9 protein-coding genes are annotated in these 13,474 nt (G+C 38.2%); 5 read left to right on the forward strand and 4 right to left on the reverse strand.

The features are described from left to right. Positions 1–55: 55 nt before the first annotated feature. Positions 56–5,077: a GEVED domain-containing protein gene (locus JML65_RS14580; protein WP_202271253.1), complete on the forward strand. Its 5,022-nt coding sequence runs from the start codon at positions 56–58 to the stop codon at positions 5,075–5,077. Positions 5,078–5,130: 53 nt separating this feature from the next. Here JML65_RS14580 and coaE read toward each other — a convergent pair whose 3' ends face one another. Genes coaE through ruvB form a run of 4 tightly spaced genes read right to left on the reverse strand, consistent with a single transcriptional unit; the run spans position 5,131 to position 8,312 of the window. Next, on the reverse strand, positions 5,131–5,760 hold the full coding sequence (coaE, locus tag JML65_RS14585) for a dephospho-CoA kinase (RefSeq protein ID WP_047488957.1): 630 nt from the start codon (positions 5,758–5,760) through the stop codon (positions 5,131–5,133). A gap of 9 nt (positions 5,761–5,769) precedes the next feature. Beyond that, a complete protein-coding gene (locus tag JML65_RS14590) occupies positions 5,770–6,636 on the reverse strand; it encodes an MBL fold metallo-hydrolase (RefSeq protein ID WP_047488960.1) in 867 nt (288 codons plus the stop codon). A gap of 11 nt (positions 6,637–6,647) precedes the next feature. Beyond that, positions 6,648–7,259 carry an FMN-binding negative transcriptional regulator gene (locus JML65_RS14595; RefSeq protein ID WP_115916379.1) on the reverse strand — a complete coding sequence of 204 codons (612 nt, stop codon included), beginning with the start codon at positions 7,257–7,259 and terminating at the stop codon, positions 6,648–6,650. 30 nt (positions 7,260–7,289) lie between these two features. Further along, on the reverse strand, positions 7,290–8,312 hold the full coding sequence (gene ruvB, locus JML65_RS14600) for a Holliday junction branch migration DNA helicase RuvB (RefSeq protein WP_047488973.1): 1,023 nt from the start codon (positions 8,310–8,312) through the stop codon (positions 7,290–7,292). A 309-nt stretch (positions 8,313–8,621) separates the two neighbouring features. Between ruvB and hutI the strand changes: the two genes are divergently transcribed. The 4 genes from hutI to JML65_RS14620 all read left to right on the forward strand — a co-directional run bounded on the left by hutI (position 8,622) and on the right by JML65_RS14620 (position 13,399). Beyond that, complete coding sequence (gene hutI, locus JML65_RS14605; protein WP_202271254.1) at positions 8,622–9,848, forward strand: imidazolonepropionase; 1,227 nt, start codon at positions 8,622–8,624, stop codon at positions 9,846–9,848. Between the two features lie 19 nt (positions 9,849–9,867). Further along, entirely contained in the window at positions 9,868–10,944 is a 1,077-nt protein-coding gene (locus JML65_RS14610) for a DUF695 domain-containing protein (protein ID WP_202271255.1), read from the forward strand. 100 nt (positions 10,945–11,044) lie between these two features. Continuing rightward, entirely contained in the window at positions 11,045–11,968 is a 924-nt protein-coding gene (gene hutG / locus JML65_RS14615; protein ID WP_047488979.1) for a formimidoylglutamase, read from the forward strand. 138 nt (positions 11,969–12,106) lie between these two features. Next, on the forward strand, positions 12,107–13,399 hold the full coding sequence (locus JML65_RS14620) for an aldehyde dehydrogenase family protein (RefSeq protein ID WP_202271256.1): 1,293 nt from the start codon (positions 12,107–12,109) through the stop codon (positions 13,397–13,399). The last annotated feature ends 75 nt before the right edge of the window (positions 13,400–13,474 follow it).

Genomic DNA, 13,474 nt, shown 5'->3' on the forward strand with positions numbered 1-13,474 from the left:
TAATTCATAAAAAAAGGCTTAGGTTTGTGAGATTAATATAAAGTTTTATAAAATTATGAAAAAAACTTTTACTTCTTTCTTGTTCTTTTGTTTACTTGTAATGGTTCAGGCTCAATGGTCACCAACAATATACAATGGAAAAGAAACCGGAGACGGATCTAAAACCAGGAGCTATTACTCTTTAGACCTTCCGATGTTAAGATCTCAACTCTCAAAAGCACAGGAAACAGGAAAAAGTGCCAAACCTGTGGTGGTTTCTTTGCCGACTTTAAAAGGGAAAATAGAACAGTTTGCTGTATATAGTTTTCCTGTTGTCGTGAAAGAGCTGGCGGATCAATATCAATTAGGTTCTTATGTGGGAGTAGGGATAGATGATCCAACAAAATATTTAAGATTCAGTTTAGCGCCTAATGATTTTCAATCCATGATCATTACCAGTGAAGGTTCCGAATTTATAGAACCTGCCAATGCAGCTAAAACAATTTATAGTGTACATCCTAAAACTCAGGGTGGTAAAAACGGTTTTGTATGCTCAACTAGGGAAAGAGAAAGTGATCACCAAGAAATAGAAAATCTTTATCACGAGGGTAAATCTTTTACTAATCAGTCTACAGACTTTAGGCGATCTTCTGACCGAAAATATAGAACGTTGAGGTTGGTCATGTCTGTGACGGGTGAATACACTCAATTTTTTGGAGGTACAGTGGCAGGAGCTTTAACAGCTATTAATGCTACGCTTACCCGGGTAAATGGAATCTTTGAAAAAGACTTTGCCCTTCATTTAAATTTACAAAACTACCCGAATGTCATATATACAAATCCCAATAGCGATCCTTACTCTCCTGCAAACATAGGAAACTCTCCTCCCAATTTTCCATGGAGTACAGAACTGCAGCAGACATTAGCTTCCAATGTGGGCCATGCCAATTACGATATTGGGCATTTGTTTGGTGCATCGGGAGGAGGAGGAATGGCCGGATGTATAGGATGCGTTTGTTTAGATCCGGGTAATCCAAATCCGGCAACAGGAAATGGTAAAGGATCAGGATATACTTCTCCTTCCAATAATATTCCACAAGGTGATACTTTTGATGTTGATTTTGTTGCTCATGAAATGGGGCACCAACTGGGGGGGAATCATACATTTATGTACGAATATCAAACACCCAATGTGCAATTTGAACCCGGTTCAGGTACAACGATTATGGGCTATGCTGGGGTAGCAAACGGTAATGCCGGTACTGCTCCTTCTCCTGGAGGCACGTTTGATATACAGCCCAATAGTGATGCTTATTTCCTTAGAAACAGTATTAATCAGGTTCAGACAGTCTTAACTACTGCGACATGTGACATAGAAACGCCAATAACCAATAATCCTCCTGTTATCGCTGCTCTGCCTACCTATAATATTCCTAAAGGAACGGCATTTGTTCTGACAGCTTCTGCCACAGATGTTGAAAATGATCCAATGACCTATACCTGGGAACAGGCAGATGCCATGCTTAATAATACTCCTCCTATTGATAATATCAATTTAGGAAATACAACTTCAGGTGCATCATTCAGGTCTGTGATACCATCTACAAGCCCTACTCGTTATTTTCCTAAATTGTCCTCAGTATTAGCGGGAGTTTTACATGATACCAATGGTTGGGAAGCTGTATCTACTGTGGCGAGAACAACAAAATTTTCAATAACAGTAAGGGATAATCACCCACTTGCCAACCAGCAACAGACTCAGTCTGCGGTTCAGACCATTATTGTAGGAAATAACGGACCTTTTAAAGTTAATCCGACAACCGTTTATAATAATGGTCCTACCAATGTAACCTGGGATGTGGTGAATACCAATGCTGCTCCTTATAATGCCGCTAACGTTAAAATAGATTTTACAACAGATAACGGAGTAACCTGGAATGTGGTGGCAGCTTCCACCCCTAATGACGGAACCGAATCTCTTGATTTTAGCCCTTTCCCACTTATCGTTGGAGGAACAGCAAAGATTAGAGTAAGTGCAATTAATAATGTATTTTATGCTGTCGGTAATGCTCCTATTGAAACGCTGCCTATCTGTAGTACCACCAATCCACCGGGTGGAGTTGTGGTATCGGCTATTACACAAACATCTGCAACCATTACCTGGAATGCGTCATTTAATGCTACTTATGTAGTGCGGTACAGAGTAGTAGGAGCGGCAAACTGGACAACATATACTCCGACCCCTATTACAAATACGGTAAACCTTACCGGTTTAACAGCCGGAACACATTATGAGGTTCAGATAGCCAATATTTGTTCAGGAGTAACAGGACCTTTTTCTGCAGTTACAGTTTTTATGACTCCCTACTGTACTGCTACTTCCAGCAATACGGGTAATGGATATATTTCAAATGTAACGGTTTCGGGAACCAACGCTTATACCATGAGCAATGATTCCGGAGCAAATAATTATATGGATTACTCGACAATTGTAACAAAATTAATAACACTGGTGAGGGGAACAGCCAACAATACTGTTTCTGTTTCTAAATCATGGCCGGCTGCCATGAGTAATAAGGCGGTAAGTGTTTGGATAGATTTTGATAAGAATGGGACATTTGATACTGCTGAAAGAATTTTAAATAATTCTAATAACCAAACTACTCCGGTAACAACAATATTTCAGGTACCTGCCACAGCCTATGCAGGAACGCTTACCACCCGTATGCGTGTAGTGCTTAGAGATATGAATAATCCTGCAGCCTGCGCCTCATTTGCAAATGGGGAAGTAGAGGATTATGCAGTAAGGATTATTGATCTACCAGCGTGTACCAGTGCTGCTCCTTCTAATATTGCCATTACAAACCTTACCCCTACATCGGCTAATATATCATGGATGGCAACTACCGGAGCAACTTATATACTGAGATATAGAAAAGTGGGTACAGCTACATGGACAACCATAAATCCTGTACCAGCTCCTGTAAATAATTATACCATTCAAGGTCTAACAGAGCAAACTCAATATGAAGTCCAGGTAGCCACCAAATGTAATGGAAGTCAGGGAAATTATTCTGCTTCACAGCAATTTACGACTCCAGCAGTCTCCTATTGCCCGATGACAGGTACAGGAACTAATCATCATATCTCAAATGTAACGGTTACCTCGATCAATCCCGGATTACCGGTTATGAGTAATAATTCCGTACAAACCAATTATACCAGTTATACAACTCCTAATACCTTGATTACTTTGGAAATCGGATCTACAGCCAATAAAATTTCTGTAGCAAAAGGGTGGACGGGAGCAACAGGAAATGCGGCGGTTACAGCATGGATTGACTTTAACAGAAACGGACAGTTTGAAAATACTGAAAGAATTCTAATTTCTTCAGCAAGTACCACAACGCCTATTTCTGCGACATTTGATGTACCCTCAGGTGCTTATTCAGGGCCATTGACAACTACCATGAGAGTTGTTTTAAGTGGAACAGCTCCTGTAATGTGCCAAAATGCAATAAACGGAGAAGTAGAAGACTATGCCGTACAGCTGAAACCCTGCAGTACCAGTACACCAACAGGACTTACATTCAATACCATAACTCATAACTCTGCGATCGTTAACTGGACTGCAGCGACCAATAACCTTACCTATCTTTTACAGTATAGAGTACAGGGAACAGCTACCTGGACGGATGTATATGTTACTGCTATTCCGCACACGTTAAACAACCTTGTGCCTTCTGCTACTTATGAAGTACAGGTTGCTGCTAATTGTGGGATTACAAATGGAACATTTACACCCATTGGAACATTCTCTACCCGATGCGATCCTACACCTCCCAATATTACAATCAGCAATATCACGGCAAGCTCTGCACTGATTACCTGGAACCCTGCAGTAGTGGGAGTATCCTATATGATGAGATGGAGAAAAGTAGGAACTACAGGTTGGCCAAATCCGGATATTACCTTGCCTGCAGCTCCTGCCAGTACCTATACACTTGGTAATTTAGCTCCATATACCCATTATGAAGTACAGATTGCCAACAGATGTGCAGGGGAAACCACATGGAATCCGTATTCAAATCCAGCTGTATTTACAACAGAAAGAATATGTGAACTGCCCCCTCCGGGGCTTACCATAACACAGTTATTCCCAACATCCGCATACATCAGATGGGATGCTTTCCCCGGAGCCACCTATGTGCTGAGATATAGAAAGGTAGGGATACCAAGTTGGAGTACTATTCAGGTGCCAACGAATACTTATACGCTAACAGGGCTTTTGGAGTTCACAAAATATGAAATGCAGGTTGCTAATGTTTGTAACGGTACTCCGGCTGCTTTTACTCCTCTGTATTATTTTACAACTCCTACAGTGGTCTATTGTAAAATGGCGTCGGGAAGTTCGGCAGGAGAGCATATTGCTAAAGTTACCGTTAAACCTAATGGGAAACCTGTCATGGAAAACGCATCAGGAGCTTCTAGTTATACAGATTATTCCGGAGTTTCCAGCGCGTTTATAGAACTTATTCAGGGGTCCGCAGACAATGAAATCAGTATTGAAAAAGCATGGACCGGCCAAAATTATAATGAAGGAATCGCAGTATGGATTGACTTCAACAGAAACGGTGAATTTGACATCAATGAACGTGTGTTTAGTTCACCACCAAATACCACGACACCTGTTTCCGGAAGATTCAGTGTGCCTGCAGATGCATTTGTAAGCATGACAGACTATAAATATGTATTGATGAGGGTAGCTATGCAGAGGGATGGAGTTCCGGCAAACTGTATCAATTTTGGCAATGGGGAAGTGGAGGATTATTCGGTAAGGATTTCCAGAAAAATAATTTCAAACCCTCTAAACCAGACTGATATTTTGATTTATCCTAATCCTGTAAGTTCCATATTATATGTGAAAAATATCAGTAAGAGAGCTAAATATAAAATTTATAATGCAGTAGGGCAGGTAGTAGCTGAGGGTATCCTGTTGAATAATCAGATGAATGTAAGTAAACTCATCCATGGAGTGTATGTAATAGATATTGATAACAACGGAACAACCGTGCAGAAGAAGTTTATCAAAGAATAGTTTTTAGATTTTTTAATAAAAGAACTCGTTAGAATTTTCTAACGAGTTCTTTTTTATTCTATACTAAAGACGATTTTTTCCGTCTGTTCTTTTAAATCTTCAAGATTGGTATTGTTATAGATTACACAATCCGCTATTTTGATTTTATCTTTTTCAGGCATTTGCTTTTCCATAATTGTTTCTACCTCCCGGTAGGTTTTATGGTCTCTGTCCATGACCCTCTTAATTCTGATATTATCTTCTGCAGTGACCAGAAGGGATTTATAACATTGTCTGTTTAATTTTAACTCAAACAACAATGCCGTTTCTTTAAAAACTAAATATTTGGTCTGTTTTCGTATCCAATTCTCAAAATCAATACGTACAGCAGGATGAATAATTTCATTTAATTTTTGAAGCAGATCTTTATTATTAAAAACCTTATCTGCTACAAATTTCCTGTCATATAAACCCTCTTTATCATATGACTGCTCTCCGAGGAGTTCTTTGATCCGGATCTGTAAATCCTTATCGTCATTGACAATTGTTTTAGCCCGGTCATCAGAATAGTAAACCGGAAAGCCCAATTCCTCAATAAAACGGGCAACTGTTGTCTTTCCCGAGCCTATACCTCCCGTTAATCCAATGATCTTGGGTGATGGTTCCGGTTCGGTCTGTTGTGTCTCTGAATGTAATTCTTCCATAATTAAAAATTAATATCCAAAAACATCATTAAAGGTGAATGTTTCATCAAGTCTTACTCCTTTTTCCGTCATCTTAAGGCTTGCCAGTTCATTATGGGCATCGTGTTCTAAAAACAATAGATATTCGTTATCTACACATTGTTTCAGGAATTTCCCTTTTTCTTCTAAAGTTAAAAGAGGTCTTGTATCATATCCCATTACATAAACCTGATTCACATGTCCGGCAGTAGGAATAAGATCCGCTGCGAAAACAACTGTTTTTTCCTGATATTGGATTACCGGAAGCATTTGTTTTTCCGTATGTCCATCTACAAAGATGACATCCATTTTTAAGTCCGGAGCAAAACCGTAATTTCCGGTAGTAGGAAGGGGAAGAAAATTCAATTGGCCACTTTCCTGTATCGGAATAATATTTTCCTTCAGGAAACTTGCCTTTTCTCTTGCATTAGGCTCTGTTGCCCATTTCCAGTGATTTTCATTAGTCCAGAATTGCGCATTTTTAAAAGCAGGTCTGTATCCCGTTCTGTCATCATTCCATTCTATGGCTCCACCACAGTGGTCAAAATGAAGATGAGTAAGGAATACATCTGTGATATCTTCCTTTACAAAACCATATTTTTTTAAATTTTTATCCAGGTTATCATCTCCCCAAAGAGAATAATGTCCAAAGAATTTATCATCCTGCTTATTACCCAGACCACAGTCTACCAGGATTAATTTTTTACCGTCTTCAATAAGAAGAGAACGGGTTCCGAGTTCAATTAGATTTTTTTCGTCTGCTGGGTTTGTTTTTTCCCACAGACTCTTTGGGACGACTCCAAACATGGCACCGCCATCCAGTTTAAATTTTCCACATTGTATTGGATATAGCTTCATATATATTTTGATTATTTTTTTATTAATTTCATTTTCCCAGCAATTTTTCTGGAATTATCATCTGATGTTTCAAGTTGAGAGATAATATTGTCAAAATCACTTTCTTTTCTATTTTGAGAAAGCTTTTGTTTAATGAATATCTCTGTAGGGATGATCTTAATACCAAAGGCTCCTTTCATTTCTTTTTCTACAAACTCTTTTCCCATATCTTTCACCATCATCGGGCATTGCTGAAATTTTTCATATTTGGATGTTAATTTATCTAAATGAGCATAAAGTTCATCATGATCCATCAATTCTACATTTCCGCGGATCTGTACTGCTTCATAATTCCATGTAGAAACATTAACGTGATCATACCAGCTGCTTGATATATAAGCATGCGCACCCAAGAAATCACACAACACTTCATCCCCGTTTTTCAAGATTTTTGCCTGAGGATTAGCTCGGGAAATATGAGTTTCAATATAAGAATTTTCCGGATTATCCTCATTAAGCATCATCATAGAATGAGTAGCGCGAATTTTATCAACAGAAGAAATTAATAAAGCGAAAGAATTTTCACTGATAATTGCTTTCATTACATTAAAATCTTCACTTCTGTATAATTTAGGTATAAACATAAATCCGTAATACTTTTTCTATTATTAAATCTAAAAAAGCTCTCCCGGGCCTTTAGGTCTTGATATATTCAAATGGATATAAGCCTTTTCTGTAACCTCCCTTCCTCTTGGGGTTCTGATAATAAAGCCTTCCTGAATTAAAAAAGGTTCGTATACTTCCTCCAATGTTTCCGGGTTTTCTCCAATCGATGTTGCCAGTGCGGAAATCCCAACAGGCTTTCCTCTGAAGTTTTCTATCATGACACGCATAATCTTATTATCCATTTCATCCAGGCCAAACTCATCTACATTGAGAGAGTTGAGTGCATATTTTGTAATATTAATTTCAACTTCCCCATTACCTTTGATCTCTGCAAAATCACGAACCCTCCTTAGGAGTGCATTCGCAATTCTGGGAGTTCCACGGCTTCTTCTGGCGACCTCTATAGCGGCATCTTCATAGATTTTTACCCCTAAAACTCTGGCACTTCTCTGGATAATCATAGATAAAAGCTCAATAGAATAATATTCCAGTCTGCTTTGAATTCCAAATCTTGCCAGCATTGGTTTGGTAAGCATACCACTTCTGGTTGTTGCTCCCACTAGCGTAAAAGGGTTCAGTCCAATTTGAACACTTCTTGCATTAGGCCCTGTTTCCAGCATAATGTCAATTTTGTAATCTTCCATTGCTGAATACAGATATTCCTCCACAACAGGAGAAAGACGATGGATCTCGTCAATGAAAAGAACATCATTTTCTTCCAGATTAGTCAGTAAGCCTGCCAAACTGCCGGGCTTATCCAAAACGGGACCTGAGGTAATCTTACAGTTTACCCCGAGTTCATTAGCAATAATATTGGCCAATGTTGTTTTCCCCAGACCCGGAGGGCCATGTAAAAGGACATGATCAAGTGCTCCGCCTCGTCTTTTGGCTGCGGAAACAAAAACTTCAAGATTTTCCAGCGTTTTCCTCTGTCCTGCAAAATCTTTAAAGCTCTGGGGACGCATCTGTTCTTCCTGCATCAGCTCCTCGCGTGAGTAGTTTTCCTTATCTGGATGTAAAAAATCTGGCATTAATTCATTTCATTTACTTCAAAGATAGGAATTTTAGACTAAGGTTGAAGCTTAGATTAATAAAACGTTGAATTGAGAATAAGGTTTATGCTAAGATTAAGAGCAGGATGTAGAATGAGTAGAGCTAAGGCCCATAAATTGAGATTTTTTAAGTATTTTTGAGAGAGAAAAATATTGATAATTGATAGCATATTTTTCAGAAAATGATTGTTTAGAGAGATAAAAGTTGATGACTCCCACTAATTACAAATTCAATTTGAAGAGAGGAGATCAGCCTTAGTTTAAATCTTAGCCTTAATCTAAAAAAAAATGAAATTAATAGGACCATTTAAGCAGATAGTAACACTTGCTAACTTACCATTAAGAGGAAAACTTTCCGATGAACAGCTGGAAATTATTGCTGATGGAGGAATTCTGGTAGATAACAATAGCATTCAGAAAGTTGGGAATTTTGAAGATCTTAAGATCGGAAATCCTGATATAGAAATTGAGAAGATAGAAGGAGAACAGGTTGTTCTTCCTGCATTGGTAGATTCTCATACCCATATTTGTTTCGGAGGAAACCGTGCCAATGATTTTGCAATGCGTAATGCCGGAAAAACATATCTGGAAATTGCTGAAAGTGGTGGCGGGATCTGGAGCTCTGTACAGCATACAAGAAATGCTTCAGAAGAAGAATTGCTCACCACCTTACTGGAAAGGATTAATTTTCTGATTGATCTCGGAATTACTACCATTGAGGTAAAGAGCGGGTATGGATTAGATGTGGAAAATGAGCTGAAAATGCTTCGTATCATTAAAAGAGCCCAGGAATTTACCCCGGCTACTTTAGTTCCCACCTGTCTTTCTGCGCATTTGAAACCAAGAGATTTTGAAGGCAGCAATCCCGAATATCTGGAATACATTCTCACTGAAATTTTACCCAAAGTAAAAGAAGAAGGTTTGGCGCGCCGTGTTGATATCTTTATTGAGAAATCTGCGTTCCAGCCGGAAGAAAGTAAAGCGTTTTTGCTTAAAACTAAATCTTTAGGTTTTGAAATTACGGTTCATGCAGACCAATTTACCCCTGGAAGTTCGAGAATTGCTGTAGAAGTAGGTGCCAAATCTGCAGACCATTTAGAAGCTACTGTTGATGAAGATATAGCCTTTTTAGCACAATCTGATACTGTAGCAACAGCCCTTCCGGGAGCAAGCTTAGGTTTGGGAGAGAAGTTTACTCCGGCCAGGAAGTTATTAGATGCAGGCGCTATTGTTGCCATCGCCAGTGACTGGAATCCGGGATCAGCCCCAATGGGGAATTTAATTACCCAGGCTTCCATATTAGCTACTTTTCAAAAACTGACAACAGCTGAGGTATGGGCGGGAATGACGTTCCGTGCGGCATTTGCACTTAACCTGGAAGATCGTGGAACCCTGGAAGTAGGGAAAAAAGCTGATTTTGTCACTTTTAAGACTCATAATTTCCAGAATGTACTTTATAATCAGGGAAGTTTGAAAGCTGAACACGTGTATATTAATGGAAATCTGATAGGGTAAGTAAAAGGTTATTCAGGATATGGAGGAAATGGAATTTAAGAAAAAGCTTGAGTACAAAGATTTTTGGGACTGGTTTTTAACGATGGAAAAGAAATTCTTTGAAATTGTAAAAGAAGGCGGACAGGAAGCTATTGAAAAAGACTTTTTTGATATCATTTCTCCTAAACTTAATCAAGTCAATGAGGGGTATTATTTCCTTACCGGAATGTTTGATGAGGATACAGCAAAATTGATTATTACCGTAGAAGGAGAAGTCAAAAATATCGTCTTCGCTGAAGAACTTATTGAAGCTGCTCCCGAACTTAACCATTGGATATTTACAGCTTTAAAACCAGCAATAGATATACAAAATCTAAACATAGAGCTGGGAGATCATAAATTCTCAAAGGATACTGTTTCTTTTTATGCCAATGAACAGGAAGAATATCCGGATGAGATTGATCTCGTGTTTGTGTATCAGGGTACTGCTGAAAATAAAAAGGCAGTCACTACAGGAGTTTGTGTTCTTTTAGATAATTTTTTGGGAGAATTAAACTTTGCAACGCAAATCGATACCTTTACGGTTATAGGAATAGATCAGGCGGAGAAAGAGCTTGTCCCCATTGAAAAGCTGAAGGACTTTCTGGATTGGAGAGAAAGGGAGTTTATAGAGAAGTATAAAAGTATAGAGAGAGATGATAAAGAAGAAAAATTTTCTATTCTCAGGGCATATCTGGAAAATAGCAGACCCCTTATAGCCAGTATGAATCTCTCTTTATTACAATATGATGCAAAGGCTTCTTATCCATGGGTTTCAGTACTTAAAATCCACTATAATGGAGATGATAACGATGGACTCCCTGAAAAAGAAGATTTTGAAAAATTAAACGATATTGAGAATAAAGCCATTGAAGAACTGAAAAAAGGGGGCTATTTATATATAGGAAGGGAAAGTGCGGACAATATAAAGGAAAGCTTTTTTGTGGGTAAAGACTTTAGACAGGCTTCTAAAGTTTTTAAAACAATCATACAGGATAATCCCGGATATAAAATATCATTTGGAATCTTCAAAGATAAATACTGGCAATATTTTAAAGATTATGAAAATGCCCATTAAAGGCAAATGATACAATAAAAAAAGTAGTTTTATATATAAACAATATTGGTTAGCTTTACTGAATATAACTATGTAAATACAATTGAATTTTTAAAGAATTATGGTTCAAAATATTTGGCAGGGTAGATGGGATGGAGAAGAGCTTCTTTTCCACAGAATATTTCAAAGAGTAAAAGAAGAGCAGAATTACGATAACATTTCACCTAATGATTTCGTTCTGCATGGTTTCGCAGTAGACGAAGGAGTAAGAAGAAATAAAGGCAGGCAGGGTGCTAAAGATGCCCCGGATGTGATCAGGAAAAACATGTCTAATTTTCCGGTAGTACTTCCTGACTTTTCCATGCTGGATTTCGGGAATATTACCTGCGAAGACGGTCATTTGGAAAATGCACAGAATAGTCTTGCCAAGAATGTTTCTAAAGTTCTTTTAAAGGGCGGAAAATCTTTAGTGCTCAGCGGAGGTCATGAAGTGACCTACGCTCATTATCTGGGGCTAAAAACAGCCTTTCCGGAGCAGAAAATAGGAATCATCAATATAGATGCCCATTTTGATAACAGGCAGCCCGAAAAAGAAGTAGGCCCAAGTTCCGGAACAGGGTTTTGGCAGATTGCGCAGGAAGGACCAATCAATTCCCTTCATATCGGAATCCAGAGGAATTCAAATACCTTAAAACTTTTTGATACCGCCCATCAGTATGGGATGAAATATATTCTTGCTGACGAACTTTTTTTTGAAAACCTTCCTTCTATTTATCAGCGTATTGATGAGCTGTTAGACAATGTTGATTTCGCTTATCTTACCATTTGTATGGATGTTTTTAATGCTTCTATCGCTCCCGGAGTTTCAGCTTCAGCATATAATGGTATCTTTGCAGATGCAACCTTTATGCATTTTTACAGGCATATTTTAAAAAATAACAAACTTGTTGCGCTGGACGTGGCTGAAGTGAACCCTTCTTTCGATATTCAGGATCGAACGGCGAGGCTGGCAGCATGTCTGGTAAATGAATGGCTGATGATGTAAAGATAAAGTTATATTCTTCCGATAGAGAAAATCACTATTTTATTTATCCTTAAGGAACGAAATTTGCTGATCTTTTCCGTGCTTTTACATAAAAGCGCGAATAAATTCATTAGCTGAATTTAAAACAGAAATTATATTATGGAACAATTAATTGAAAGTAAGCTTATTAAAGCAGATAAAGCTTTTTCAGTGTGGAGAAAAATGCCGTTTGAGGAAAGGCAGAAGTTAATTGCAAAAGCAGCGGAAATTTTAAAGAATAATTCAGAAAAATTTGGAAGGATCATTACTACAGAAATGAATAAACCCATTTCGGAATCCATTGCTGAGGTAGAAAAGTGTGCTTTAATGATGAATTATTATGCCGATGCTGAGGATATTTTAAAACCCGAAAAAGTTGAATCTGAATTTACTTATTCTGAAGTTCATTATGTTCCGAAAGGAGTCATTTTAGGAGTTATGCCCTGGAACTTTCCTTTTTGGCAGGTATTGAGATTTGCTGTTCCTGCAATTTTAGCGGGAAATACAGTGGTTTTGAAACATGCTTCCATTTGTTTTGGAAGTGGAAATGCAATCGAAGAAGTTCTTTTGGAAGCTGGCTTCCCGGAAGGTATTTTTCAGAATTTAGAGGTAGGGCATAAAGCTGTAAAAGAAATTCTTGAGCACGATGTTGTAAAAGGGGTGAGTCTTACAGGTAGTGGAAAAGCAGGAGGAGAAGTAGCTTCAATTGCGGGATTAAATATCAAAAAATCATTACTTGAATTAGGTGGAAGTGATGCTTTTATCATTTTTGAGGATGCAGATCTTAAGGAAGCAGCAAAAGCTGGGGTGAAATCAAGACTTCAAAACTGTGGACAAACCTGTACTGCAGCCAAAAGATTTATCATTGATGAAAAAGTTGAAGATGAATTTTTACCAATATTCATCGAAGAATATAAAAAATACGAAATTGGAGACCCTTTCAGTAAAGAAACTAAATTAGCCGGAATGGCAAGACCTGACCTGGCTGATGAGCTGGAAGCTCAGTTCAACAGAGCGCTGGAAAATGGGGCTGAAATTATTATTCCTTTGGAAAGACTTTCAGAGAATCAATTTAAACCTGGTTTAATCAGGGTCCAGGAAGGAAACCCAATTTTAAAAGAAGAGCTTTTCGGGCCTTTGGGTATGGTGATGGTTGCAAAAAGTGATGAAGAGGCGTTACAGATTGCTAATGATATCCCTTTCGGACTTTCTAATTCTGTATGGACTCAAGATAAGACCCGTCAGGTGTTCTTTATTGAAAACCTTGAATCCGGAACAGTAAATATCAACAGAATGACAAGTTCTGATCCACGTTTTCCATTTGGTGGAAGCAAGGCTTCAGGATATGGAACCGAGTTATCATTACTGGCTTTAAAAGAGTTTGTGACGGCAAAGACAATTGTAGGAAATTAATGTACAAAGTATAAAGTATTGCTTTGTATGGATAAAATAAAACCTCCCGAAAATTATTTCGGGAGGTTTTTTATA

The organism is Chryseobacterium sp. KMC2, assembly GCF_016756935.1.
GTDB classification, from domain to species: domain Bacteria; phylum Bacteroidota; class Bacteroidia; order Flavobacteriales; family Weeksellaceae; genus Chryseobacterium; species Chryseobacterium rhizosphaerae.

Coding starts and splice junctions, on each gene's coding strand:
- coaE (WP_047488957.1), bottom strand. CDS start 5,760: ATGGAAGAATTACATTCAGAGACACAACAGACCGAACCGGAACCATCA.
- JML65_RS14595 (WP_115916379.1), bottom strand. CDS start 7,259: ATGTTTATACCTAAATTATACAGAAGTGAAGATTTTAATGTAATGAAA.
- hutG (WP_047488979.1), top strand. CDS start 11,045: ATGGTTCAAAATATTTGGCAGGGTAGATGGGATGGAGAAGAGCTTCTT.
- JML65_RS14580 (WP_202271253.1), top strand. CDS start 56: ATGAAAAAAACTTTTACTTCTTTCTTGTTCTTTTGTTTACTTGTAATG.
- ruvB (WP_047488973.1), bottom strand. CDS start 8,312: ATGCCAGATTTTTTACATCCAGATAAGGAAAACTACTCACGCGAGGAG.
- JML65_RS14620 (WP_202271256.1), top strand. CDS start 12,107: ATGGAACAATTAATTGAAAGTAAGCTTATTAAAGCAGATAAAGCTTTT.
- hutI (WP_202271254.1), top strand. CDS start 8,622: ATGAAATTAATAGGACCATTTAAGCAGATAGTAACACTTGCTAACTTA.
- JML65_RS14590 (WP_047488960.1), bottom strand. CDS start 6,636: ATGAAGCTATATCCAATACAATGTGGAAAATTTAAACTGGATGGCGGT.
- JML65_RS14610 (WP_202271255.1), top strand. CDS start 9,868: ATGGAGGAAATGGAATTTAAGAAAAAGCTTGAGTACAAAGATTTTTGG.